Origin of the sequence: Streptomyces sp. NBRC 110611, assembly GCF_001590865.1 — a bacterium.
In the GTDB taxonomy this organism is placed as follows: Bacteria; Actinomycetota; Actinomycetes; order Streptomycetales; family Streptomycetaceae; genus Streptomyces.
Genome location: NZ_BBUY01000034.1, coordinates 1 through 25,790 on the forward strand (window position 1 = coordinate 1; position 25,790 = coordinate 25,790).

17 protein-coding genes and 1 pseudogene are annotated in these 25,790 nt (G+C 68.2%); 13 read left to right on the forward strand and 5 right to left on the reverse strand.

Translation table 11 applies throughout. The features are described from left to right. Positions 1–96 precede the first annotated feature (96 nt). A pseudogene (locus AZE13_RS38665) lies at positions 97–665 on the reverse strand (hypothetical protein). Positions 666–1,031: 366 nt separating this feature from the next. On the opposite strand from AZE13_RS38665, the gene AZE13_RS32035 reads away from it, so the two are divergent. The 5 genes from AZE13_RS32035 to AZE13_RS32050 all read left to right on the forward strand — a co-directional run bounded on the left by AZE13_RS32035 (position 1,032) and on the right by AZE13_RS32050 (position 6,716). Then, a complete protein-coding gene (locus tag AZE13_RS32035; protein WP_066940002.1) occupies positions 1,032–2,126 on the forward strand; it encodes a hypothetical protein in 1,095 nt (364 codons plus the stop codon). A gap of 314 nt (positions 2,127–2,440) precedes the next feature. Next, on the forward strand, positions 2,441–2,563 hold the full coding sequence (locus AZE13_RS38670) for a hypothetical protein (RefSeq protein ID WP_258528134.1): 123 nt from the start codon (positions 2,441–2,443) through the stop codon (positions 2,561–2,563). A 68-nt stretch (positions 2,564–2,631) separates the two neighbouring features. Next, positions 2,632–3,096, forward strand: a complete 465-nt coding sequence (locus tag AZE13_RS32040) for a GNAT family N-acetyltransferase (protein ID WP_220127632.1) — start codon at positions 2,632–2,634, stop codon at positions 3,094–3,096. Between the two features lie 631 nt (positions 3,097–3,727). Continuing rightward, the gene (locus AZE13_RS32045) at positions 3,728–4,759 is read left to right on the forward strand and encodes an asparagine synthase-related protein (protein WP_066940006.1); all 1,032 of its coding nucleotides are present in this window, start codon (positions 3,728–3,730) and stop codon (positions 4,757–4,759) included. A gap of 67 nt (positions 4,760–4,826) precedes the next feature. After that, positions 4,827–6,716: an ABC transporter ATP-binding protein gene (locus tag AZE13_RS32050; RefSeq protein WP_258528135.1), complete on the forward strand. Its 1,890-nt coding sequence runs from the start codon at positions 4,827–4,829 to the stop codon at positions 6,714–6,716. Between the two features lie 814 nt (positions 6,717–7,530). Here the strand turns inward: AZE13_RS32050 and AZE13_RS36535 are convergent. Further along, positions 7,531–8,112: a helix-turn-helix domain-containing protein gene (locus AZE13_RS36535; RefSeq protein ID WP_147264781.1), complete on the reverse strand. Its 582-nt coding sequence runs from the start codon at positions 8,110–8,112 to the stop codon at positions 7,531–7,533. A 389-nt stretch (positions 8,113–8,501) separates the two neighbouring features. Then, on the reverse strand, positions 8,502–8,924 hold the full coding sequence (locus tag AZE13_RS36540; protein ID WP_147264782.1) for a hypothetical protein: 423 nt from the start codon (positions 8,922–8,924) through the stop codon (positions 8,502–8,504). Positions 8,925–9,762: 838 nt separating this feature from the next. On the opposite strand from AZE13_RS36540, the gene AZE13_RS32060 reads away from it, so the two are divergent. From AZE13_RS32060 to AZE13_RS32065, 3 genes are all read left to right on the forward strand, one after another. Next, positions 9,763–10,026 (forward strand): helix-turn-helix transcriptional regulator, encoded by a 264-nt coding sequence (locus AZE13_RS32060; protein WP_066940011.1) that lies wholly within the window; start codon positions 9,763–9,765, stop codon positions 10,024–10,026. Between the two features lie 123 nt (positions 10,027–10,149). Then, positions 10,150–10,851, forward strand: a complete 702-nt coding sequence (locus AZE13_RS37645) for a DUF6083 domain-containing protein (RefSeq protein ID WP_309302253.1) — start codon at positions 10,150–10,152, stop codon at positions 10,849–10,851. 400 nt (positions 10,852–11,251) lie between these two features. Further along, positions 11,252–12,754 (forward strand): UvrD-helicase domain-containing protein, encoded by a 1,503-nt coding sequence (locus tag AZE13_RS32065; protein ID WP_066940014.1) that lies wholly within the window; start codon positions 11,252–11,254, stop codon positions 12,752–12,754. Between the two features lie 445 nt (positions 12,755–13,199). Here AZE13_RS32065 and AZE13_RS32070 read toward each other — a convergent pair whose 3' ends face one another. After that, on the reverse strand, positions 13,200–13,847 hold the full coding sequence (locus AZE13_RS32070) for a putative phosphothreonine lyase domain-containg protein (protein WP_066940017.1): 648 nt from the start codon (positions 13,845–13,847) through the stop codon (positions 13,200–13,202). Between the two features lie 14 nt (positions 13,848–13,861). On the opposite strand from AZE13_RS32070, the gene AZE13_RS32075 reads away from it, so the two are divergent. From AZE13_RS32075 to AZE13_RS32085, 3 genes are read left to right on the forward strand one after another with little or no spacing between them, the layout of a single operon-like run. Beyond that, complete coding sequence (locus AZE13_RS32075) at positions 13,862–15,076, forward strand: hypothetical protein (RefSeq protein WP_181690515.1); 1,215 nt, start codon at positions 13,862–13,864, stop codon at positions 15,074–15,076. Beyond that, the gene (locus AZE13_RS32080; RefSeq protein WP_147264784.1) at positions 15,073–18,324 is read left to right on the forward strand and encodes a hypothetical protein; all 3,252 of its coding nucleotides are present in this window, start codon (positions 15,073–15,075) and stop codon (positions 18,322–18,324) included. Before AZE13_RS32075 ends, AZE13_RS32080 begins: the two co-directional genes overlap by 4 nt. Further along, positions 18,324–21,107: an RNaseH domain-containing protein gene (locus tag AZE13_RS32085; protein ID WP_066940026.1), complete on the forward strand. Its 2,784-nt coding sequence runs from the start codon at positions 18,324–18,326 to the stop codon at positions 21,105–21,107. The genes AZE13_RS32080 and AZE13_RS32085 overlap by 1 nt, the downstream gene beginning before the upstream one ends. Before the next feature lie 133 nt (positions 21,108–21,240). Here AZE13_RS32085 and AZE13_RS32090 read toward each other — a convergent pair whose 3' ends face one another. Further along, the gene (locus tag AZE13_RS32090) at positions 21,241–22,269 is read right to left on the reverse strand and encodes a hypothetical protein (protein ID WP_147264785.1); all 1,029 of its coding nucleotides are present in this window, start codon (positions 22,267–22,269) and stop codon (positions 21,241–21,243) included. Positions 22,270–22,597: 328 nt separating this feature from the next. Here AZE13_RS32090 and AZE13_RS39140 point away from each other — a divergent pair, with 328 nt between their 5' ends. Together AZE13_RS39140 and AZE13_RS36545 are read left to right on the forward strand one after the other, a co-directional pair. Further along, positions 22,598–24,940 carry a DnaB-like helicase C-terminal domain-containing protein gene (locus AZE13_RS39140; RefSeq protein ID WP_066940034.1) on the forward strand — a complete coding sequence of 781 codons (2,343 nt, stop codon included), beginning with the start codon at positions 22,598–22,600 and terminating at the stop codon, positions 24,938–24,940. Next, entirely contained in the window at positions 24,937–25,584 is a 648-nt protein-coding gene (locus tag AZE13_RS36545) for a hypothetical protein (RefSeq protein ID WP_147264786.1), read from the forward strand. Before AZE13_RS39140 ends, AZE13_RS36545 begins: the two co-directional genes overlap by 4 nt. The last annotated feature ends 206 nt before the right edge of the window (positions 25,585–25,790 follow it).

The following is a 25,790-nucleotide window of genomic DNA, read 5'->3' on the forward strand; positions in this document are numbered from 1 at the left end:
CCCCCAAGCAGGCACCACCGTGTGTGTGAGTCGGCAGCTTGCTCGGAACGTGAGCCACAGGAGAGTGGGGCCGGGAAGTGCCGAATGGACGGCAGCTCATGCCAGGGTGACGTCCATGCCGCCCTCGGCCAGGGCTCAAGGGCTGCGGCGAACAGGTCGTAGGGCCGGCCGTCCGGTGTCAGGGTATGAGACAGGTGCTCGCGTGCGATCGCGGCGTCTCGCCAGAGCAGGGTGGCGGGGGCGGTGTAGCCGAAGGTGCCGCGCAGTCAGTCGTCAAGGGCGGCGAGACGGCCGTCGAAGTAGCCCCCCCCGGCCCGTTGACCGCCTCGCCGAGCGCCAGGTAGAGGGCTGGTTCGTCAGTGATGTGCCGGCCGTCGAGTTCGTAGGCGTGGCCGTGCCGACCGGTCACGGTGGGATCGTCGGCAGGCCCGCTCTCGGACGAGGGGCGCCATCCTCAGCTGATCACTCTGCGCGAGCCCCCGCAGGACGAGCGGGGGCGACGCCTCCGGAACCCAGCCGAACAGCTTGTACGTCCCGCGCTGGGGATCTCCGAACAGTTCCTCCACCTCGGCGCAGATGCCCAAGACATGGCCGTGCCCCGTTTCGGTCAGCGTGTACCGCGCGCTCCCGCGCTCGTTCCCGTCCTCATACACAGCGGAAATCATGCACCGACCACGTTCCGACGACGAAGCCGGGATCTTCTGCTGGACGCAGGCTCAGGCTGTCCCCGGCCGGGTGGCCCACGTGCTCAGTGCCAGTCGGTACGACTCGATTCGATGTCATCTATCTCGAAGACTCGCACCCGGGGCCACCGGCCGCCGCTCGCTGGGGCAACTCACGTGCCACAGGGTCACATCGCTACTCAGTCAGGCCGGCGGTGCACACGTGGTGACCGAGCTTCAGTCGGCTGGCTGAGAAGGGGTGGCGCACTCACATATCCGCCCGGCCTGCGTCGTTGTCGGCATTTTGTGTCATTATGCGGACGCGTCCCAGGGCAGTGGGTCGCGGTCTACTGATAGCCAGGGGTTGGGATGGGTGCGGGTACGGAGCCGGACGGCTCGTCCAGGTCCGACGAGGAGTGGGAGCGGTTTCTGCGCGAGTCGGTGGCGGGTGCTGCTGACGCGCCCAAGGAGCCGTCGGCGCGGGCCCGCGACGTGGCAAGGCGGCTGCGCGCGGAGCCCGGACGGGGTCTGGAGGGCTGGCGCAGCTATACGCCCGCGCGGCGCAAGCGGCGCACGGGCTGGTACGTGGTCGGGTTGCTGGCCTCGCTGGTGCTGCTGGTGGTGGCGCTCGCGCCGGGGCGCATAGTGGACCTCTTCGCCGGCACGGACTCCCCGCCGCCGGCGGCCGAGACCGCCCGCCCGACCCAGGCACCCCCGGGCCAGGCGGCCCAACGCCCCACCATGGAGGAGCCGTTCCGCGGCTCGCCGGCGGCGAGCTGGGCGAGCGGAGCGGCGGGGATCACCGTGCCGGAGGCCAGGGCGGTCGGCTGGATGAACGCGGCCGAGGTCGAACGGGCCCTCGCCCGCAGCCGAGACTTCCTCGTCGCGTCCGGCCTGGACCGTGGGGTGCTGCGGGGCGCGCGCCCCGAAGAGGCGATTGCGCTGATCAACCCGCACCAGAAGGACGTCCAAGACCTTCTGAAAACCGCTTTCCGAACCCCGAGCGAGAAGAACGACCCCCTCCTCCTCTTCAGTCGCTTCCAGCCCTCCCGCACCCGCCTGGTCGGCGACGTCGTCAAGACCCGGGGCCGGCTCACCTACCAGGAGGGTGAGCGCGGCGCGCTCCAGGTGACCGCCGACGTCACCTTCGTCTACCCCGTCACCCGCGCGGACGCAGGCGGCGACGACGAGATCGTGCGCACGATCGTCCGGCGCGAGCTGGTCCTGAGCTGGGACGACCCCGACAAGGTGAGCACCGAGCCGGGCACGTTCTCGATCGTCTCGTACAAGTACGACATGACCAACGGCGGCTGCGGCGCCCCCACGGGCTACTTCGTCCCGCCCTTCGGCACGGACCGCCGGGCGGACGAGGCCGGCACGGAGGTCGACCCGTACGACCGCAGCGCACCGATCGGCCGGGGCGAGTCCTTGGCGGGCGAGTGCAGGAGGGCGACACGGTCCTAGCGGGCGTACTCGGCGGCGGCCACCCCGACCCCGAGGGTGATGAACGTCCAGCCGCCGATCCGCTCCCGCGCGCCCGCGCCACCTGGCGCTTCCGTCTGGGCCTCCACGGATGCCGGCCGTGGTCAGGCCGCACGACGCTGACCGCTGTGCGGGCGTGTTCCTGCACGGCGTACGTGATGCGGACGGCGCGCGGGCCGAGGACCACCTGGCCGCATACGAGACGACGCTCCGGTCATGCAGACGGCCATCCCCTGCACCGGCAACCGGCCGCGCTCACAGCGGCAAGAGCGCGGGGTGTACCTGGCCGCGGTGCGATGAGCTTCTCGTTCGTCTTCACCGTGTGCGGCTGGGGACTCGTCATCCCCCTGGCACTGCGGCTGATCAGCTGGCTCCTGCCGTGGCGGGCGCCCAGCACCGCCGACCAGCGTCGGCCATGAGACCGGCATATATGGGGTATCAGCAAGCTTCGATAAAGGATGCGGGCTGAGTGGAGGGGTGATCGGATGTGGCATCCAAGGTTGTCATTGCGGAGGAAACCACGTTCGAGCCGGAGGAGATGTTCAAGCTCTACGACTCGGTCGGGTGGGAGGGGTACACCTGCGACATCGACAAGCTCTGCCGCGGTTTGGCCAACTCGCACTTGGTCATCACTGCCCGCGGTGAGTCAGGCATGCTCCTCGGGCTGGCCAGAACGATCTCCGATGACGAAAGCATCTGCTACGTGCAGGACCTGCTGGTCAACCCGAAGTTCCACCGCCAGGGGATCGGCCGGGCGTTACTCGAACGACTGATGGACCGGTACGCGCACTGCCGCTTCTTCCTGCTGTCCACCGATCACGAGTCGACGCCGGTGGGGAAGCGCAACCAAGCCTTCTACCGTCAGCTGGGCTTCCTGTCCTATGAGGAGAAGCAGATGACGGGCTTCGGCCTGCCAAGGATCCGGCCGCCCCGAGAGGAAGCTGCGCGATGAGCGGCGCGTGTCCCGCCTCGGACGCCGCCTTGCAGGCCGCTGCACGGCGCGCCCGGACCTTGCTGTAGTCGTCGGCGAGGTAGCCGAGCCGGTCGTGCGTCACCGAGCGGATGGTCGCCCGCTCCGCTTCGTCGACCAGCGTGGCCGTCGCGTCGCCGAGCTGCTCGTGCGTCTCCTTGGAGTTGCCGTCCCACCGGGCGAACTTCGCCTTCGAGAGGGTCGGATCGGCCGGCGTGGCTTTGTCCACGAGTTTCGGCAGCACGCGCTGGTTTCGCTGATTCGAACAGCCGGAGGTGAGCTGTCAGGTCAGGTCAGGTCAGGTCGAGGACAGTAGCTGTCCTCGATCGGTTCTACGGTCGGGTGTCGGGTCGCTGATCGGGCGGTCCGCAGTAAAGATGTCGGCCGGTAGCTGTCTTTGGTCCTGAGCTACGGGCCACTATGCGAGGAGTACGACCATGGGCATGTCCGAGGCCGCCGACCGCGCCGACACCTTCGTCCCGGACCGGCTGGAGGAGAAGGAGGTGATGCGGCTGCTGACCGGCTACCCCGCTACGGCCACGACACCTTATTCGCCAGCGTCAAGCGGCTCTCGGAGCGCTCCACCGCGTACGCGGACGCCGAGAGCCTGCGGATGGTGTACCCAGCCGCAGCCGAGCACGCCCAGACCTCCGAGCTGTCCGAGAACACGGGCGAAGCCCAGCTCGTGGAAGCTTTCGAAGCCCTGACCGACCATGCCATCACCAAGCGGCCGATGGTGCCGGGGCAGACCGGAGCCCAGCTGTCCGGGGGCATGGACTCCACCAACCTGGCCATCTCCCTGGCCCTGGCATACCCGGGGGCGATCACGCCGTGCGCGCTGCTGATCGGCGGCCCCGCAGGGCCGCAACAGGAAGAGCGGCGCCGTACGGTCATCGAGCAGACCGGGTTCGCCGCAGACTGCACCGTACGGGCCGCCGACCACCTGACGCTGTCCCCAGGCGGGCTGCGACGGGCGCGTGCGGAGGCAATCAGCCCGCTGGACGAGCCGCACCTGGAAGCGGCCGACGCGCTCGCCCAGGCCCTGCGCGCCCGGGGCATGCACACCGTGGTGGCCGGGTTCGGCGGTGACGAAGTCGCCCGCGTGCGGCGCCCCGAGGGCGGGCCCGTACGTACGCCGACCGCGCCGGCCTGGTGCGGCGAGCGGGTGCGGGAACTTCTCGGTGAGGTGAACACCGGGATCTCCCCGGCCACCGTGGCACCGGAGACCGCGCTGGTCGCCCTGGAGGTCGCCACCCCGCTCCTCGCGCGGCGGGGCCTGTGGGCCGTCGCCCCGTTCACCGATCCGGACATGGTCCGCTTCGGACAGCGCCTGCCGGTGGAATGGAAGACGGACAAGCGGCTCCTGCACCGGCGACTCGCAGCCCGCGGGCTGCCCAAGAAGGTGGTGAACCCGCCGCTGCGGGAGAACTTCGGCCACCTGATGAACCATGCAGTCCACCAGTACGCCACCGGGCTGCTGCGCGGCTGGGGCAAGGAACTCCACCTCATCGAGCAGGGCTATCTCGACGCCGCGGTACTCGCTGAGACCGTCGAGCGGGCCGCCACCGCTCCCGAGGACGCAGCGCCGTTCCGTACGGGCCTGTTCCTCATCACCGCCGTCGAGCTGGCCCTGCGGGCCCTGTAGACGCCTCCTCCACCAGGTAGGCGACTTCGGCGCAATCGGCCCCGCACTCCCCGGCACCCCCGCAAGGATGGGGCGGGTGACCGACTCCTCACCTGCCCCGAAATCCTCCTCCGCATCGACGCAGCAGGTCGGTTACCGCCCCGACCCGCACGCCGAGGACATCGCGAGTGCCACCTGGTGGCGCATGGCTGCCCGCCTCCCGCGCACGCTGGCCGCCGCCGTACGCCTCGGCTGGGCCGCCGACCGGTCCGCGATGCTGTGGCTGGGCCTGTGCCAGCTCGTCGTCGCCGCTTCCGCGGCCGTCGCTTTGGCTGCGCTGCCCGATGCGATGAACCATCTCTTCAGCGGCGGGGACGTGGCCGAGCGGGTGACGGCCGCGGCCCCCGCGCTCATCGTCGCCGCCGTGGCGACCGCGATGCGGGCCGGGGCGGATGCCCTGGCCGTCTACGCCGCTGCTCGCCTCTCCCCGGAAGTCGCCACCGAAGCCGATCTCCAGATCCTCGCCGCCACTCCGCAGGTCGAGCTGGAGGCGTATGACCGGCCCGGCTTCACCGACCGTCTCCAGGCCGCCGGCAAAGGCGCGGAGGCGACCGAGGACTTGATCGGCGACGCGCAGGCGCTGGTCTCCGCGCTCGCTCAGCTGATCGCCGCGGCCTCAGTACTGACGGTGCTGCACCCCATGCTGCTGCCCCTGCTCATCCTGGCTGTGGTGCCCAAGGGCGCCGCCGCGGTGACCACCGCACGCATCCAGCACCGCGCCGACTTCCAGAACATCTCCGACAACCACCTGCGCTACCTGCTGCGGTACTACTCCACCGACCGCCGCACGGCCGCCGAGGTCCGCGCCGCCACCATGGCCAGCTTCCTCCAGAGCTGGTACCGCCAGATCACCGACCGGATCAAGGCCACCCACCGGGCTGCGGCTCCCCGGGTCCTGCGGGTCACCCTGCTCGGCGCGGCCGCCAGCGGGCTGATGCTCGCCGCCACCTGGGCGACCCTGGGCTGGCTCGCCGCCACCGGGCGCATGGACCTCGCCATTGCCGCAACCGCCGTCGTCGCCGTACGTACCTCTACTGGTGCGCTGACCTCACTGGTGATGGCCGCTGCCCGCATGTTCCGCACCAGCCTCTACCTGGAGGACTGGCAGAGCTTCCTACGCAGGGCGAAGGCCCTGCGCGCCACCCGCGGGTCGGCCTGCATCCCGGCCGGGGCGCCCGCCGAGATCCAGGCGAAGGACGTCACCTACACCTACCCCGGCGCCGATGCCCCGGCAGTCGACGGCGTCAGTCTCACCCTGCGCCGGGGCGAACTGATCGCCCTGGTCGGCGAGAACGGCTCCGGTAAAACCACCTTCTCCCGGCTCCTGACCGGTCTGTATCTCCCCAGCTCAGGCACAGTCACCTGGGACGGCATCGATCTCGCCGAGGCCGACCCGAGCAACGTGTGGTCCCAGATCGGGCTGGTGCCGCAGGACTACACCCGCTGGCCCATGGACCTGCGCGCCAACATCCACCTCGGCCAGCCCCGCGCCGGCGACGACGCCCCGCTACTGGAGGCAGCCCGTGCGGCGGGCGCGGACAGCGTCATCGACCAGACCCCGTACGGGCTCGACACCCTGGTGGCCAGCTCCAACTGGGGTGGCACCGACCTGTCCGGCGGCCAGTGGCAGAGGATCGCAGTCGCCCGAGCTTTCTATCGCGACGCCGCGATGCTCATGCTCGACGAACCCACGTCCGCGATGGATCCACGGGCCGAGCACCTGGTGATCCGTCGCTTCAAGCAGCTCTCCGTCGGCAAGGCCGCCATCTTCGTGACCCACAACCTGGAGAACGCCCGCATCGCGGACCGCATCATCGTCCTCGACGGCGGCCGCATTGCCGAGGCGGGAACTTTTGAGTCACTTCTGGATGCCAGCGGACTGTTCGCTGAGCTGTACAAGCTGGCCCAAGACCGGTGATAACCCCCGGTCAACTTGTGGGTTCCACGACTCGATGCGCAATGTCGGATGAGAATGCGCACTCGATGCTATGGGCTGGATCGAGTGTCCGGTCGGCTCTTTTAGCTTTGTGGAAGGTGCATCCATTACGCAGGGCGCGCATGGCTGAACTGCCCAGGCGCTACCACTCTTCTTGGACACCACCCCGCCGCCGACGCCGAGCCTTCGACCGTGCTTCTCGTACGGCGGCCTCCCGGACTCGGATAGGACACAGGGCATCGAGCACCATCACGCGCAACCGCTCCCGCAAGGCCCGGCGAGGCGGCAGGAGGCTGCCCTTGGCGTGCCGCATCACCGTGCGGCGGCTGACACCGAGGATGGCGGCGAGAGCTGCGGTGTTGCCCTGGTAGCGCGTGATCAGAAACGTCATCTGCTCTTGAGGGGTGCGAGGCATCAACCGACTGCAGGCCTCCTGTTCGAGGTGCGAGAGGTGGTTGTGCAGCTCACAGGTGGGGGCAGCTTCTTGTGTATTGGTTCGGTTCATGAGAGTAACCGTGCCCCGGTCTGCTTGTGGATGCGCGCTGCGTGGTGAGGGTGGGCTGCAAGTCCAGTTGACACAAGGAGGGCCATGACCGAGGCAGGAACCGTTACCGTCGTGGCCAGGGTGGTCTTCGGGAGTGTGCTTGACCACCGTGGCGGTGGCCCGATGCCATGGTTCGTACGTCCTTTGAAGGCTGAGCAAGGGGACCTCAGGTAGCGCTTGGCCGCAGAGAGCTGATTTAGGTGAGGCAGCGCTGCATTTGCGGTGTCCCGCGCAGGATGCGGCTGGTTTCTGTTAGCCAAGGTGGAAGTCGACCGCATCGAAGGAGAAGTCATCGCTTGTGAAGCCTCGGTAGCTCGCGCCACCGTTGAAGTAGTCCGCCAGTGCCTCGCCGATAGTTTGACGGACCGCGTCGTCCGTGCTGGCGTGAACCAGGGCAGCAGCCTGTTCACACGTCAGTCGGAGATAGATGTCCCGGCCGCGGATGGCATCGGATCCCCGGATTGCGAAGGAACGGGCCCGGCTTACACGTACGGCGACTCTCGAGACGGAGCCTTCCCTTTCGAATTGCCGGGCACGGCGTTCCCTTCCGTGAGGCGTTGTCTGGGCCTCGATGACCTCACGGAGCAGCCGGTCGGCATGCGCAGCAGGACGATGAGTCCCGCTGATCCAGCGCGAAATGGTTCCCGGGGTGACGCCATAGGCTGCTGCCATCGCAGAGGTGCTGCCGTCGTAGGTGCGATCCCGCACCTGCCGTGCCTGGACGGAGGTACTGGCAGGAGCCTTGCGGGAGGGGAAGAGGCCTTGCCGGGCACGGGCCAGCAATCTCGGCAGCGAGGCGGATTCGGCGGTCAGGGCAGGTGCTCCTTCGGACACGAAGACAGTCTGGTCGGCACATGCCATTGACCAGTAGGCCTTTCCGGCAGGGCCACCGATCTGACGGCTGATGGCACGCCAAGAGTGGAGCAATGGCTGTTGAGAGAGGTGGCGAATCCTCAACTCTTCAGCTTGGGAGATTTTTTGGCCCTTCAATCCTGCCGCAGATGCGCTGGAGGAGTGGGGCACGAGGCTGACCGTTCACCCGGCGGGGTGAACGCACGTGCAAGCTGCCGCCGTCGCGGCGTGCCCTGGTGGCACTGGCGCACATGCACGAAACCAACGCTGAAAGGGCTCGTCCGCGGTCACGATTAATTCTGTGCCGCACGGCACGGGGCCACACATGTCGGCGTACGGTCCGACCACTCACGCCCACGCCACGGGAATCGTCACCCGGTCGGAGAACCATGTCCGGCGATCATGCTCTTGTACCGCGTGGCCAGCGCGGGTCCCAGGGCCCAGGTGATGTCGTCGGATCCCGGGTCGTACGACCACCAGTCCGCTACCCGGGCGGCAACCAGGCGGTCGAGGGTGGCGGTCAGGGCGCCAGGTGCTGCTGCGCACACTCGCTCGAGCCGGTCCGCCTCGATGACGCCGTGCAGGTGGCCGGGGGAGAGGTGGGTGGCCAGCGCGAGTCCGGTGAGCTGGTCTGAGGCCGACAGGCTGCGAAGTGCCGGGCAGGACGTCAGGCGCAGTGCTCTGTCGGCGGCTTGGGCGCGGTCCCGGCGCCCAGGGGCCTGGGGTAGGACGCCAGCGTCGAGCAGTTGCGCCGCGACCGCGCACCGTCTTGCCCAGGGTGAGCTTCTGGACACGCGGGTGAGCCAGCCGGACTGCTCCAGCTCTTGCCATGGAGATGGACGTCGGCCCGATGCGCATTCCGCGCAGGAGCCCTGTCGGCATCCAGAGCCGGCCGGAGCTGTCCGACCGCAGCGCGCACTGCACGGCCAGCAGCCGCGCGGGAGCGGTGGTGGATGAGGGGAGGGCAACTGCGAGGTAGCTGAGCATCTCCTGGATCCGAACTGCCGCCCCCGGCCCGCGCTCCCGTCTCTTGCGGCGTTGTGGGGGAGCATCGGGGCGGGATGCCGTCGCGCACGTCGTGGTCTCGGGGACGATGGCACTGTGCGCGGTGGCCCGTGCGCAGGCAGTACAGGCATCAGCCAGCCGCCACAGGCGCCCGCCGCTTTCCCGGGTCAGGACCAGTGCGATCGGGCCCGAGCAGCCGCGATGCCGCGGATGCCATGGGCAGCCGCGCTCCTGGCACTGGCAGGTACGCAGGTGCACCGGGAGGGCATCCCGCCGGGCGTGGCCGGCCAGATGTGCCACCACAGCGGGCCGCGTCGCTGCTGTCTGCGGGTGCAGCGGCCTGGTGGCCGGAGGACAGTGCGGGCAGACCATGACAGGGCCGCCGGGCTGTGGTCGCAGCTCGACGGTCCAGATGCGCCGCACGGGTCGTCCGGTCGCGCACAGCCGCATGAACGCACGCCTTTCTGTCTCATCCGCGTCGAGGCCGCTGGTCCTCGACGGCTCGGTGGGGAGGGGCGGGCGGAACGGTAGTGCAGACCTCTGCCCTCCCTTGTGTGGTCGCCACCTGCGGAAATAGGGCAGAGGTCTGCACTGACAGGGCAGGGCTCTGCACCGTCGGATGGTGGGGTGACGATCTTCCCGCCCGACCCGAACCTCACCGCCCTACGCCTGGAGCTGGGACGGCTGCGGGGCGAGCGCGGATGGTCCTACGACGAACTCGCCCGCCGCAGCGGCCTGGCCAGACGCACCCTCATCGAGATCGAGCAGGGCCGCACCATCGGCAGCCTCAAGACCTGGCACGCCCTCGCCCACGCCCTCGGCGTCCCCGTCGACCACCTCTTCGGCACCCTCTGCAAGGGGCACGCTCCCCCGGAAGGCATCGCCGAATAGCCACCACGGCCCGGCTCCAGCAGATCACCCGATCCGGCAACCGGCTGCGAACGTACGTACCTAGAGTCGAATGCGCTTGCGTGGCGATTGGGTCGAACGCGTGACTGCAGCGGCATTGACGCCGTGTTTCCGGCGTGCCGCCTGTCACCTTCACGGACATGTGCTCCACCACTGCCTCATCCGGCCGCCGATGGGACGGCAGCCTTGTCCGTCTGCATCACCGCTCGCGCGCCCTGCGCGTCGCCACAGACAGTCCCAGCCGGCTTCTGTGCTCCGCCCAATCCAGCGGTTGCCGCGACTGCGGCAACCGCATCAACCTGGCACACACGCACCAACCAGAACCCCATCAGCCTCCACCCGCACGAGGTGCCCGCGGCCTCCGTCCCGGCCCCGCACCGCTGGCACGTCAGCTCTGGCATCGCCCACCCCGCACACGACGGCACACCCTGGTGCCGCATCCCCCACACCGCCCTCTGCCCCGCCCACCCCGCCAGCGGCCCCCTCACCCCGCAGCTCGCCGAACTGCGCCGCCGCCTGGCACTGCGTACCCGGCGCCTGCTCGATGCCGGCGCCTTCACCCACCAGCCACCCAACCGACACCGCCACCCCACGGCCCATGCCGACCGGCACGCCCAGTGGTCCAACTTCTCTGCTGCCGATACCTCGCGCAGCACCCCCTCGACGACATCCGATGCGTCGTACAGACCCGCCAACGCAACCGCTGCACCCACCCCGTCCTCGCCTCAGACGCACCGACGGGCATCTGGACGCTGGTGTCCACCTCACCGCTGCATGGACAACTCGCCCTACCTGACGCCGAGATGACCGTCTACAGCCTCAACCACCTGCCCTACACGGAGCAACTGCGTTGGCGAGCTCAGCGATGCCCCATCCACGCAGCGGCCTCACAGGCCGCAGACCTGGCGGTGGCCGAGTGGGAGCCCTTCGACCCTCTCCTGCACGCGGCGTACATCTGTACCCGCCTGCCCCACACCCCGGCCCGCACACCTGGGCACCGGTGACGATGTGGCGCCACCACGCGTCGCCGCCACAACCCCCGAAAGTTTCCTGCGCCTGGCCTCCACCGCGCCTTGGCCGAACACGCCGACCAGGAAGCCGACCGCCTCGACCGCGTTATGCGGAACCTGTTCGCTCACACCACTCCCGCGCACCTGCTGTCCGCCCTCGGGCATGCCCTCACCCGTCTCCCTGAAGGACCCACCCCATGAAGCCGACTGACGAACAGGCCGCAGCAGCCGACGCCTTCCACGCCGGCGACCACCTTGCCCTCCAAGCCGGCGCCGGGACCGGTAAAACCACGACCCTGGCCCTGCTCGCCCATGGCACCAAACGCCGCGGCCGCTGCCTCGCCTACAACCGTGCCATCGCCCGCGACGCGGCCGCCCGCTTCCCGCGCAACGTCCAGTGCAAAACCGCCCACGCACTCGCTTTCGCCGCTGTCGGTCACCGTTACGCGCCCCGCCTGAACGCACCGCGCCGTCCGGCCTGGCAGACCGGGCAGGCCCTGGGCATCACCAAGGCCATCCGCGACATCTTCCAACGCACCCTGTCCAACGCCGTCCTGCGCGCCGTGAGCCAGTTCTGCTACACAGCCGACGCGGCAATCACCCGACACCACGTACCGCACCTGCGCGGACTGGAAGACAAGGACCTGTACGCCCAGCTCGCCGCCCACATCGTGCCCTTCGCCCGCAAGGCATGGGCGGACCTGCAAAACCCCGACGACGGCGTAGTCCGCTTCGACCACGACCACTACCTGAAGATCTGGGCCCTGACCCAGCCGAGAATTGAAGCGGACTTCCTGCTCCTGGACGAAGCCCAGGACGCCAACCCCGTCGTCGAACAGATCTTCCTCAACCAACGCGACCACGCCCAGCTGGTCATGGTCGGCGACTCAGCCCAGGCCATCTACCACTGGCGCGGCGCCAAGGACATCATGACGGGTTTCGACGGCACCCAGCTCACCTTGTCCCAGTCCTTCCGCTTCGGCCCCCACCTGGCAGAGGAAGCCAACCGCTGGCTGCACCTGGCCGACGCCCCCATCCGCTTGACTGGGTGTGAGGCCGTGCCCACCGAACTCGGCTCCGTCGCCCGACCAGACGCCGTCTTGTGCCGCACCAACGTCGGCGCGATCACCCAGGTAATGGCCCTCATGGTCGCCGGTTGTCAGGTCGGGTTGGCCGGGGGAGGAGACAGCCTGCGCACCCTTGCCCAAGCCGCCCGCGACCTCAAGGAAGGCCGCCGCACCAGCCATCCCGAACTCGTGCTCTTCCCCAGCTGGGGCGAACTCCAGGACTACGCCGCCCACGACCCGGCCGGCCGCGACCTCCAGCCGTTCGTCGACCTCGTCGACACCCACGGCGCCGAAGCCATCCTCGCTGCGGTGGGCCAACTCGTCGACGAAACCCACGCCCATGTGACCGTCTCGACGGCGCACAAAGCCAAAGGCCGCGAATGGCCGAACGTGAGGATCGCCGATGACTTCCAACCACCACCCGACAGCGAACAGCAAGACGACTCCGGACGCCCCCTTCCCCGCCCGATCGGCGACGCCGAAGCCCGCCTCGCCTACGTCGCCGTAACCAGAACCCGCAGTCGCCTTGACATCGGCGGTCTCGCCTGGATCGACCAGCATCCCGATGGAATGCGGATGGCCAACGCAGCCTCTTCCGCCTCCGACGAACAGCCCCGTGACATCGCTGGCTAAGCCGCTTGACGTCATGGCTGTAGGCACCGAGGCAGGCCATCGTCTGAACCCGGCCCCTTGCCGGAGCTGAGAAGGCGTTATTTTGCCGAATTGTGATCCTTGGTCGCCCTTGTTGAGGCTCCTTGAAAATAGATCTCCATCACCCTGGAGGGCAGCGGCCGCGACCACAGCAGCGGTCCCGTCTCCACACTGCAGGGCTGACTTCCTCAACCCTGCCGCGGCAGTCCTGGGCGGGGTCTGAAACCCCGCCCGGCCGCCCGTACTTCCGCAGGCCGGGCGGCCGGTGGTGGGCCCGAAGAAGACGGTGATGTACTCGCGGTTGCAGGCAGGACATCTTCCGCCGCTCGCATGTCGTCGCTGTGGCCAGCGGGCTCGGAGTCGCTTCAGCGTCGTGGATTCCCTGGGGCCAGGGCTGTGGTGCAGACTCGTGGTGCAGTCGGGGGAGTCATGTGTCAGAGGTGTGCGCAGGCGCCCGCGCTGATTCAGCCTCCATGATGCTGTCCGTTGGGCGCGCGGCATCCGTGGGGGTTGTGCGCTGAGAGCGAGACCGCTTCGTGGAATGGATGCGCTGTCTGTGAGCGCTGCCTTTGGGGTGCGGTTGGGCCGCGGGGCGACCCTTCCCATCACGCCGGATGAGCTTGGTGGTTCCGGCGGGGCTGGTGTAGATGCTGGTGAGGTCTCCGTATTCGCCGCGCTTGGTGGCTTCGTCGGTCTTGTAGGCGAGGGCGTCGTTGATTCCCAGGGCGCGCAGGGCGACCAGGACGCGGAGGACGTCGTCTTCGTCGTGGTGGTTGACCGTGTAGATGATCACCGGCCGCCGTGTGGGATCTCCCCGGGAGCCGTTGCCGAGGGTGGCGACCTTGGTGCCAGGTCCGAGATGTCCTGCCTCCACGGCCGCCTTGACGAGTTGCCAGCCTGCGTCGAGGGCGCGGACCGGGAGGAACCAGAGCCATTTCCCGTAGGCGGCGGCGTCCGCGTCCGTGTCGCGGGAGTGGGGGGTGGTGGCCCACAGCCAGGGGGAGTCGGTGACGGCCGAGGGTTCGGCGTGTGCAGGGGTGTGGGTGTGACCCGTCTGGGTGGCTCTTGTGTGCACGGTGTGAACAGTATGTGACCTATTTTGCCTTTTTAGATATTTGTGTTCGGGTGGCTGTGAAAGACCCCCCGGATGCCCGGTCGCGGCGTGACCAGGCTCTGACCGCCTGCTGTATGGCGGCCGCAGCGGAGAGCGATCCACTGCTGCCGCCCGCGCGCCGGGCAGCGGCGCTGATGGACTGCCTTGCGGTATTGAGGGCGGCCCATCCACCTGAGCGCGCGGCACAGATCGGGATGGGGGAGTTCCGGCGAGGATTGCGTGGTCCGCTGGGAGGGCTGCTTCCGCCTGCATCTGAGACGGCTGACCGGTTCGACGCGCTTGAACTCTTCGATGCGGACGGTCTGGTTCGTGATGCCGTCCAGGATCTGTGCCGTGAGCACCTGGTGCCGCATGTGGCGCTTCAGCGGCACTGGTCGTGGGCTCGGGTGCGGGCGGAGCAGGAGGAGCGCCGCCTGTACGAGATCCTGCGACGGCTGTCCCCCGAGGAGTACCGCCTTGCACGGGCCCTGCTCGGGAAGCATACGGCGGGTCCGGTACGCCGGTTGCGGCGGGCGTGGGACCGGCTGTGGATGCGGTTCGATTTCTTCGAAGCGATCTCCGACTGGCCGTGGTGCCAGCTGGACGGCTGGTGGTATCCCTGCCCGCAGTGTCACTGGCCGATGCGGGTGGCACAGCACGCAGCGACGGTCGATGTGCGGTGCGAGGCCCACGCGGCCCGCGGCGTGCACTACCGCCGCACCCCCGGCCCGGCCGGTGCTGGCCCGCCGGAGCTGGTCAGCACGGGGAAGAAGGCGACATCCGTGCAGGGGCTGCCGGCCAGCACGGAGCATCTGGCATTGGTCCGCCCGGTGTGGCGCTACGGAGTCCTGCCGACGCTGATGGAACTCGACCTGCGTGATGAGCTGAGGGATTTGCCGCACGTACGGGTGGAGATGTGGCCTGGCGAGCTGCGGCCGGACGAGTACGACCTGCACATCACGGTGGCGGTGCCGGGCCGGCGCATACAGAACTTTCGGGTGGATGCCAAGGCATGGGAGTCGGTGGTCGCCCTGGGCAATGCGCTGATGGAACGCGAGCCGCCGCCGTACCCGCTGACGATCGTGCTCCCTGACCACCAGGACCATGAGCGGCACTACCTTGCCGCCAGGCTCCGAGGCCGCCGCATTACGGTGACCACCCTCAGCCGGCTGGTCAGGCGCGTCAAGAAGGCATGCGGGGTGTCGCGGTGAGGCCTGAGGAGTGGGAGCTGCGGCGGCTGACAGTGGCGGTGCCGCTGGCGATCGCCGAGAAGTACTTCGGCTTCCGCAATCCCCAGGGTGAGCTGGTCGTCCCGCTGGACCAGGCATACATCTGGGCCGCCGCGCGTGCGGATCTGTGGGACCAGTGGCCCCGCCTGCCGCGCCGGGTGCGGGAATTGGCCGGCCGGTACTGGCATGTGCGAGAAGACGACCTGGCCAGCCGGGACACGTTCTACGCGATGGCCCGCGCGTACGCGGCCAGCCCGGACGGTCTCTATCGCCTACCGGAGGATGTACCGCCTCGCGAGGCGCAGTACCTGGTCGTGGCGCACGCACAAAACCCCCTGCGGCTGGCAAAGCAGCTGGTGAGCGAGGCCGAGGAGCTCTTCCACCAGGCCCGCAGCCCGCTGCCCGTGGCCGGTCCGGGGCAGTGGCGCTTCGGCGGGCGCGAGCCTTCGGTGGTAACGATCCCCGACGGCGAGCAAGACGCCCAGGTGCTTCCGCTGCGGCTGCGTACCACTGCGTACCGGCCCACCACGACCGTGTCCCGCAAGAAGGTGCTGCGCCTGGCGCGCCGGCAGGCGGACGCCGACCCCGACCGCCATGGGTGGAAACCCGGTCTGCTGGCCAGGTTCTTCGATAAGCTCCTCGACACCGAGGACCGCCCTGTCACCCGCCTTGAGCTGCCCGCCGGAGCAATCAGAGTCCTCAACGCACCGACCGGAGTCGGCAAGAGCGTCCTGATGAACGCGATCGCCCCCCTGCTCGCCCAGCAGGGGCAGGGCCCCATCGCAGTGGTCGTCGGCCATATCCACGACAGCCTCCGCGGTGCCGAACGCATTGAGGCGGACAACGACCTCGTCCGCCAGGTAGCAGCCCAGCTCACCGCCGCCACCGCAGACCAAAGCCTGCGCGTCGTGCCCCTGGTTTCCCCCTACCGCAGAGCCGAGCAGGCCGAGCGGGCCCTCACCCAGGGGCGTCAGGACCGCTTCGACCTGCTGGCCTACGGCTGTGACCTGTCCGCCTGGTTGAGCGACGGCCCGCCGGTGCAGCGCGGCAAGGAGCCTTGCCTGTCCCTGGAACGGGTCGACGACCCGGTGGGCGGCGAGGAGCGGCCGCGGCCTCACAGCTGCCCCCGCCTGGGCACCTGCGGCAAGTACTCGCTGATCCGCGCCGCCGCTCAGGCAGACATCATCGTCACCAACCACCACAACCTCCTGCATGGGGGCGTGCAGGTGCCGGTGGAAACCGAGCAGGGCGTGCTCCGCCGTATGAGCGTGCTCGAATTCGTCATGCGTCGGTGCCCAGTGCTGATCGTGGACGAGGTTGACCACCTGCAGAGCAGCTGGTGTGACCTGGGCTCGGCAGAGTTCTCTCTGGCCAGCCGCGGCATGGGCGCCTCCTCCCTGCTCCTGGAAGTCGATCTGCAGCGCGAAGGGCTCGGCCCCGGCACCGACCGGCGCGTCGTCAACGCCCTGTTCAAGGCTCGCGGGCTGGGCGAGCAGTTCCTCAACTACGTCCTGGACAACGAACTCTGGCTCGACCCGGACGCCCAGGAAGAAGACCGCCCAGGATCTGGCTGGCACGTGCCCGGCGCCTGGGACCGGATCCTGCTCAAGGAACTGCTCCGACTGGACAACAACCAGCCGATCGACCCCGACACCCACGCCGCCTTCCGCGCCATCTTCCCCGGCGCCAACGAAAAGGCCGCCCCCAAGCCGCACCTCGCCTCGCTCGCACAGATCCTCAAGAACGCGGTCAGCCGGGACACCAGCGAGGACGAACTACCCGTCTTGAAGGTGGAGCTCGACCGTGAACTGAAGAAACTCAAAATCCCCGAGCACCGGCGCGCCGAGGTGACCAACGCGCTGCTGGTGCGGTCCTGGCTGGGCTGCCTCCACCAGGCCCTGACCTACCTCAAATCCGTCGTCGCCGGGCTGGGACCGCAGATGACCGCCGGCCGCGAACTGGCCCGGGCCCTGGGCACGTTCACCCAAAGCGGCGCCCTGCCCTTCGGGCCACTGGGCTACCAGCTCTTCGGATTCAAAGCCGACAAAAACAATCAGGGCGGCGGCCGGCTGTCCGTGCAGTCGCTGGGCGGCGACCCGCACACCGGCACCGTCCAGCTCGGCGGCACCATCGCGCTGGCGGCAGCCGGACTGGAACGCAGCGTCCTGGCCCTGTCAGCCACCGCGTTCTTCCCCCGCGCGGCCCGAGAACACCTGCACACCGAACCCGCCTATGTGATGACGGACGCCACCCCCGGGGCGGTCACCGCCCTGCCCGGCAACGTGTCCGACTCCGACACCGAGTGGAACCCCATCTTCATCGGAGGCCTGGAAGAGGCCCGCAAACCCGACCGGGTCCGCGAACTCGGCGCCCGCCTATGGCAGGACCGTCTCTCCGAGCACCTGCGCGAACTGGAGAACAGCGACCCCGACCGGGCCCGGTCCATGGTGGTCTCCAACTCCTACCGCCAAGCAGGACTGCTCGGCATCGGCATCGCCTCCGTCATCGCCGAGCCCTCCTGGATCGCCGTGGTGATCCCCAAGACCGGACCGCCCCCCGGCCTGACCCTCCCCACCGAGGTTGTCACCCTCACCATCGACCAACTCGAAGACCTTCCCTACACCCACCCCCACGTCAAAGTCGTGTGTGCGCCGCTCCCGCTGGTCGCCCGTGCCCTCAACATCCTCATCCCCGGCACCGACCGCTCCGCCCTGGCCTCGATCTGGGTGAGCATGCGCCCCGTCGCCGACCTCCACTCACCCGAGGCGATGTACGCGAGCATCAACGCCGCCGCCCTTCATGCCGGCTGCCCCGGCCCCGGCCCCGCCCGCATGCTCGCCCTCCAAAACCGCGAGGCCCGCAGGCGCCTGCACACCCTGCTGCGCAGCGACCCCCGCTTCAGCCGTCTCCCCCGTTTTCTGAAAACCGAGATCCTTGCCGGGATCCTGGTCGACCTCATCCAACTGGCCGGACGCGCCCGCAGCGGCGGCACCCCCGTACAGCTCTACCTCGTCGACAACTCCTTCTTCGACACCCGCCTCGGCTCCGACTACCCCGCCCTGGTCCGCTCCTACTACGAGGGCCTCACCGAACACGAGCAGAACGCGCTGCGCCGTATCTACGGCTCCACCCTCACCGCCTGGCTCGACCTCGCGCACTCCAGCGACACCCCGCATCTCACCCATGTCCCGCTGCCGCGCCCGACCACCCCCGACTGCGAAAGCGTCTGATGAGCACACGCGAAACCCAGCTGGCTCTGCTGGCCTGCCACACCGACGAAGACGTCCTCGGCACCGTCTGTCTCCATCCGCTCCCCGACAAGATCGAACGTGTCTGGAAAGGACTGCGCGAGGAGTACCGCGGCAAGACCGGCTCCAAAGGCAACCTGCCCTACGCCGGACTGCTCACCGTCCTGCGCGCCATCGGCTACACCTGCGCCACCCTGCATCCCACTTCCAAAACGAACCCCCCGAAGTACCTGGCCACCACCCGGCCCATCGGCCGCGACGACCTGCACGCCGCGATCATCCTGTGGGAACAGGCCCTCCTGCACACCCCCGCCGACCAGTTCTCCTTCGGCTACCACAGCGAGCTCGCCGACCTCATCGCCGGCACCGCCCCCGAAGAAGTCTCCCTGTGGGAGCACATCACCCGCACCTCCGACTGCATCGACGCCCCCGGCTGGGTATGGGCGGCAGCGGGCTGGGCCGTCGCCCAGCACCTGAGCAACGAACCCTGGAAGATCGACGGCAAAATCATCTCTTTCCGGGCAGACCTGAACAACTCCCTCCAGGTCTGGGACAACGACCTGCTGTGGACCAACACCTGGGGCGCCGCCTACGGCGACAGCGACAACACCGACACCCCTGGCGAGGACGACGACCCCGCATGGAAGACCACAATGCGCTACGCCACCCTGCGCCTTGAGGTGGCCGTCAAATCCCACCCCGGCCTCCTGCACCCCGTCGCCGTCGTCCACCCCCGCGTCTCACGGCTCAGCTACACCCTCAACAGCGCGCGCACCGCCTGGTTCGCGCCCCGCGACGACACCGGGCCCCTCCTCAACCTCGCCATGGGCGGCAAAGGCAAGCACACCCACCTCGACCACACCACCCGCCTCGCCCTGGACGCCTGGACCCGACTGCACGGCGAACACGTCTTCCCCCGCAACCAGGACGAAACCGACTTCCTCGCCCCCAGCACCCTCGACCTGGCCGGACCACCCGGAAAACTCCGCGCGCTCATCCCCTTCTCCGGCAGCTTCCCCCTCGGCAAGGGCGTGGGCATGTACACCCGCAGAGAACTCGCCCGGCACACCAGCGCCGTGCTCGACCAGCCTCTGCTGCGCACCCACGAGATCGCCGGCCGCCACTTCGGCTACGGACGGACCACGATCGACGGCCGCGACGCCGTCCTCCTGGACGACCCGCACTTCGACCGGATCATCGCCGCCTCCGGATGCGAACGCCTGCGCATCCTCGCCCCCTACCGCCACCAGGACATGCGCACCCGCATGCAGCGCCTGCTCGCCTACCACTTCAACCGCCCCGACCTCGCCAAAACCGGCATGCCCGAAGACCGGCTCGTTCCCGTCACCGAGCACGTCGAAGTACTGCTGCAGGCAGCCGACGACCTCCTGGCCCACGGCGACCACCACGACAAGCGCGCCGCCCTCACCCGCCAGCTCAACGGCCTCAACGCCCCCGACGGCACCCGCATCCTCGCCCTGTGCGAGACCGAGTACGACGCCAAGGCCTGGGCCCGCCAGCGCCGCGTCTCCAAAATGCCCGACTCCACCCTCACCGACCCCTACACCCTGGACGCCAAGCCCCACGCCAGCCGTGAACTCGCCCGCCTGAGGGTCCTCGCCCAGTTCCTCACCCCCTACAAGCCCGGCCGCCGCAACCCCAAGAAGAAGCCCCGTGAGATCACCACGGACCTCGAATGCCTGGGCCGGGACCTCGAAGGCGACCACCGCGGCCACATGGCTATCGCCGATCTCCACCGCGCGGCCGGCCTGGTCCACCCCCGGCTGACCAAGGCGCTCACCTTCGGCCCGAACGGCCTCAAGGAGCCCCTCGTCCACGTCGGCCTCCACCTGCGCCAGCAACTCGGCGAACGCCGCGGCCCCCTGACCGAGGAACCCAAACTAATGTGGACCCTCGTCGCCCTCGTCCCCCGTGCCGGCCAGTGGCAGACCCTCGCCTTCCTCCCCAACGAACACCGCACCGGCGGCGTCTGGCTCGACTACGCCACCGCCAACAGCACCCACCGCGCGCGCCCGCTGCCAGAAGGCAGGCGCCGTGACGCCCTTCTGCCGCGCCTGGTCGACCGCGCCCTGTACGACCTAGGCGGGCACGCGGGCACGGCGACCGGCTACGCCGTCTACGTATCAGGGGCCGAAGCACGCAGCATCTGGCCGCTGTCGGCCAACCGGCACCTTGGCAAGACGCCGGACGCCGACGAACTCGTCGACAAGAGACCGGCGCTGCCCGGATTCACCCTGTCTGCAGACCAGCGGCCCCAGGCCGTCGTCCGCGTCACCTCCGCCAGCGACGACGTGGCCTCGCCCGCCCTCATCGAACGCCTCGTCCACGTCGATGATGGGGAAACCGAAACTACGGAAGGCAAACTTGCCACCGGCCTGTTCCAGATGGAGAACACCGACAAGACCTTCATCCTTTGCAACCTCCCCCACCAATACACGAGCGGATCCCGATACGCCCGCGCCGGAGAGTTCTACACCCGATGGGGCAGCGCCGACCCGGCGGAACAAGCAGAGACCTGGTACAGCCACACTGCCACAGAGATCACCGTTCTCCACCACCCAGACGGCCAGCCCCCGCTCACCTACGGTCTGGCGGCAGCGCGCCTGTGCGACCACGCACTCCACTGGAACCACCGCACCCAGTACCCAGCCCCCATTCACCTCGGCATTCAGATGGACAAGAACCATCCCGAGTACAGGCGCACCATCGACTTCTTCGATACGGAAACCGACCCCGCCCTCTGACGCAACGCTTCGTGACCTCCGGAGAACGAAAGGATCCCTCTTCCGATGAGCCGTACGTTTGGGCAGGCGCGGAGAGCCTATTACCCAACGGCGGCCTGTGGTCTGCTACGGGAGAACGGGGTCTACGTTGTGGCTACTCTGCGTCGAAGAGGGTCTCCTGCACGGCTGGCCTGGTGCGGGGAGGAGGAAGGAGATCGCGCTGGCCTCCAGCTGGTGGCGGATCACCTTCCGCGCCACCGGTCAACGCGTATCGGCATGCGGCTCGGAGAGTCTCAAGGTCCAGGCGCGCACCCAGGAGACCGAGAAAGTCCTCCACGCTCCAGTCGATGAGTGCGCCCTGGCGGGAGAGGTAGAGTCCCACGCCGTTGATGGCATAGGCGTTGCTGTAGTCCAGCAGGAGGTACCCGACCAGCTGGTAGATCTCTGCCTGCCCCAACCGCCCAGGGCGGATGGTTGCCTTGCAGTCGATCAGCTTCCCGTCGAGGATGAAGTCCGCGTCTGCACCGCCGACGTCCGTGCTGCCGTCGAAGGCCGGTCCGCAGACCCGTAGTTGGGCAGGGAGCTCCCGCAGACGCGAAAACGGCCCGGGCTCGGCTGCCAGCGCCATCTGGCACCGAATGTCCGCAACGACATAATCCGGAACCATGGCAGCCAAGTCATCCAAGTCCGCCCCCGGGCTGCACAGACCGAGGCGGTTGCCGCGCACCCACCCTCCGCAACGGAAGATGGTCTCGAAGTGCGAGGCGAGATGGCACAGGCGAATGAGCCTCTCCTCGGCTTCGGCCTCCAGCGCCAGCGGTTGCCCCGCCTCGTCCTCGAACCGTTCCAGTTCCTTCAGCAAGGCCGTCCCGGCTGCCATCACGGTGCCGATGATCTCGGGACTGGGCCAGCCCGCATCGTCGATGACAGTCCGCACCACGCCTTCCTGAATCGGCCCGCCGGTGGGCGCACCCAGACTGATCCGCAACCGATGGTCGATGGTGTGTCCGAGCATCGGATACTCCGGCCGTCGTCCTGCGCCCGCGTCGGGCACGACGGGTGCGGGCCAATTCTTCAGGCGCGTGCGGAGGTCGGCTACCACCTTTTCTGTGAAGGGGAGGTGCTCTGCAAGGAAGCACGACATGGCAGAGGTGGGGTCGGTGAGAACTGAAGTGAGGCTCATGTGCGCATCGTGATGGGCGGGTCTGACAGCGGCTGGGCGCAGAACCGTTCCGCCGACACAGTGCATAGGGGAAAATCAGGCACCTTCGCACAGACCTTTCTACAAGGTGCCTGTCCGGGACCAGCGCACATATCTCAGCTCCCTCGACTTGACCACGGTCATCCGGTGAAATTCAGACAATTCCATCGAGTGGAGACGGCGACGACGCCTGGAATTCGGGAGCGCACTGCCGACTGCACCCGTAACGGGTGAGCGCCATCGCATCAACGACACCCTTACGCTAAATTCTTACGTGTCTTACGTGTTTCCTGTGCAGGGAGGAGCAGACATGGCCGAGGACACACCAGGCGCCACGACCCCCGCAGCCACCGCCGTGCGGCGGTGGGGTATCGACGAGGCACGCAAGGCCTTGTACGACCTGGTGGAGGCCGCCGCGGCAGGCCGGCCCGCACTGATCGGCCGCGGTGCGAAGTGCGCCGTGCTCTCTCCGCTGAGCCACCTGGACGCCACTTGGCAGGCCCAGCTCTCCGCCCTGCCGGCCACGACGGTCACCACCGCACGCAAGAAGCTGGGCGATCTGCTGGCCGCTGCAGCCTCCGGCACCCCGCAGCTGCTGCTGCACCGTCGCACACCCGCTGCAGCTCTGCTTCCCGAAGCTCCCACCGCCCACCCGACTACCGCCACGCCCACCGGCATCCCGACGGACGCAACAACGGCCGCGCGCCGTCTGACGGCCTTGGACGACGCCCTGGATGAGGTCTTGACACCTGGTGCTTCCGGCGCAGGCAGCCAGGCAGCCTCGTTCGGCCTTCATGCTCTTGACCACACACTCGGCGGCCTCAGGCCGGGCACACTGACACTGATCGCTGCTGCCCCGGGCGCCGGCGGAAGCCTGCTCGCCGCGGCTGCTGCCCGCCACACTGCCCTCACCCGGCAACTCCCTGTGCTCTACGCAGCGTCAGGACTGACCCGGGCAGACATCGCCGCGCGGATCATCGCCGCCGAGACCCCGGTGGACTACCGACGGCTGCGCACCGGCACCCTGGCCTCTGCGGAGGAACAGGCGGCAGCTGAAACACGGGCCCGACTCGTTGGCGCGCCCCTGCACATGGACGACGGCACTGGCCTGACCGCCGAAGTCATCGCGCAAACCGCCCCGGACATCACCGGCCTGGCACTCGTGGTCGTCGACCGCCTCCAGCACATCCACGACCCCGCGGTGCCACTGTCCGGCCCCGCGCTCCCCGCCGCCGCACGCATCCTGTCCCACCTGGCCCGGACCCGGAACATCCCAGTCCTGGCCGCGTTCGACACCGACCTCCCCGAGATGGTGAACGCGCTGGACCCAGACGTCACCCTCACCCTGGCCCGCACCGGCGAGCACGCCCACATCGACATCGCCGAACGCGACTTCGGCCCACAGACCACCACCCAACTGCGCGCCGAACTGCCCTACGCCCGCTTCGCCGACGTCCCCGCCAGTCCGGCCCCCACCCCCGTGCAAGCCACCTCCACCACACCCGAACCCACCACCCACCACCTACCTCGGTCCACCACACCCGCACGCTCCCCCCGGGAGACGACGCGCACCACCCCCTCCAGCACCATTCCGCCGGAGCAGCCACGCACCACATCCACGGCGCCACCCGTACGCCCCCAACGGCGTCCCAGTTCCGCGAAGGCCAGCCTGTCTACATTCGTCTCCGACCGGGTTGCCCGCGCACTGCAGGCACACGATGGCGACGCCGCCGCAGCCCTGAAAGCACTGGCCGGCGACGGCGGTTCGGCGATTCCCGATGTGATGGAGCTGTTCGAGGCGACGCGAGTGGAGACGAGCTATCAGCACACGACCTACCCGAAGCTGCCCGAACCGCTGACCCGCAAGCGGCGCGACAACGCCGACGAAGTATGGGAAGCCCGCCCGAAGTTCACCAACACCTCCGTGCCCGACGGCACCGAGGTGACCGAGCTCGACGTCAACGCCGCCTACCTCGCCGCACTCCAGTCCGCACACCTCCCGATCCGCACCATCACCCACAACCCCGAAGGATGGGACGACCTAGCTAACTATGGCAAGGGACTCGACCTTTCGGGAATCTGCCGCATCGACCCGATCGACTGGGAATACCCTGAACTTCCTCACCCTCTCGGCGACGACCGCGAGAACTCCGGCACGCTCTGGGTGCCGACATCGGTGCTGCTCAGCCTGAAAGACTTCGCTTCACCCTCGTACGGAGAATTGTGCACGCTACCGGTGATCCGGGAAGCTTACGTCGCAAAGGGCAGCGCATCTCTCTTTAAGACACTCGTCCATGTGCTCAATGAGGCCCGCATGCACGCTATTTCCGAGGAGGATGAACTGACGAAGACTTACATTGCTACAATGTACGCAAAGTTGGTTTCGACCATGGGTGACAGCCGCAAGAACCATGAACTGCGGCGCCCCGAATGGCAGCACATCATTCGCGGCCAAGCATTCTCCAACCTACGGCGAAAGGCAATCCGCGCATACCAAGCAGGATTGACGGTTGTCCAGGTCGGCGGCACGGACGAACTGCACCTCGATGGCGATGTGTGGGCGGCTCGTTGGAACGGCAAGCTGCTTTTTACGGAAGGACGCGCGCTGAATCAGATCAAGGTCAAAAAGATCTCACGGAAGGGTAAGAAGTGACCCCCAGTCGGCCGCGTCAGCCACACACCGGAGGGCATCTGGGAACTTGGGGCCGCGGGCCCGACAGTGGCGGCACCACGTTCGGTGAGCAACTCAACGTCGAGTTCCTTGGCTTGATGGAAAACGGAGACGTCACACCACCTACAGACGTCTCACCGGACGTCCGGGCCCAACTGAAATACCTCAACAGCCGCAAGGGGGGACACGAGGCCACGGAATGCGCCGGCATCCCCGCTCGCACCCGCCGCGGCTGGAAGACCCGCACCCCCAGTCCCGCCAGCCGACAACGCATCAACCACGCCTACTGGCAACTCCGCGCCACCAATTGGAAACGAACCGGACGTACCCCACCACCCGGTGTTCGAGAAGCCGTGGCACCTCAACTCAAGGAGCGCGCCCACGGCAAACGAATGAGTATCACCCCAGTCGACTGGCGGGACGTTCGTAAGCAGGCCCAGGGTGCACAAAAGGAAGCCAACGAACGCGAAATCCGCCCCAGCCAACGCAGTTGGGATAACCTAATTGATGCTTGGTCAACCGGAGATGAAACAACCCTTGATACAGTCTGGATGGACTACGCTAGCGAAATTGACTCCCCGCCAGAGCTGTACTATGAAGTCGCGCATATTGGATTTGCACTCTGAGGCTGGGAAAATCACCACGAAAGCGGATCGGTAAGTTCGTTTTCACACTAGTTAATTGACTTAAATTCGCAGACCGGCACCCGCCTCGTAGCCAGCGGAGGCGCGCGCAGCGCGCCATCGTTTAATGCCGCGCAGCGGCATTAAACGAGCGGTCCGCAGGACCGCAACTGCCTCACGCCGCGCCGCGGCGGCGCTCCGCGGCTGCG

Excerpts from the sequence above, each read along its gene's own strand:
- AZE13_RS32035 (WP_066940002.1), top strand. The coding sequence starts at position 1,032 with ATGGGTGCGGGTACGGAGCCGGACGGCTCGTCCAGGTCCGACGAGGAG.
- AZE13_RS38670 (WP_258528134.1), top strand. The coding sequence starts at position 2,441 with ATGAGCTTCTCGTTCGTCTTCACCGTGTGCGGCTGGGGACTCGTCATC.
- AZE13_RS32045 (WP_066940006.1), top strand. The coding sequence starts at position 3,728 with ATGGTGTACCCAGCCGCAGCCGAGCACGCCCAGACCTCCGAGCTGTCC.
- AZE13_RS32050 (WP_258528135.1), top strand. The coding sequence starts at position 4,827 with ATGGGGCGGGTGACCGACTCCTCACCTGCCCCGAAATCCTCCTCCGCA.
- AZE13_RS32065 (WP_066940014.1), top strand. The coding sequence starts at position 11,252 with ATGAAGCCGACTGACGAACAGGCCGCAGCAGCCGACGCCTTCCACGCC.
- AZE13_RS32085 (WP_066940026.1), top strand. The coding sequence starts at position 18,324 with ATGAGCACACGCGAAACCCAGCTGGCTCTGCTGGCCTGCCACACCGAC.
- AZE13_RS32090 (WP_147264785.1), bottom strand. The coding sequence starts at position 22,269 with ATGAGCCTCACTTCAGTTCTCACCGACCCCACCTCTGCCATGTCGTGC.
- AZE13_RS39140 (WP_066940034.1), top strand. The coding sequence starts at position 22,598 with ATGGCCGAGGACACACCAGGCGCCACGACCCCCGCAGCCACCGCCGTG.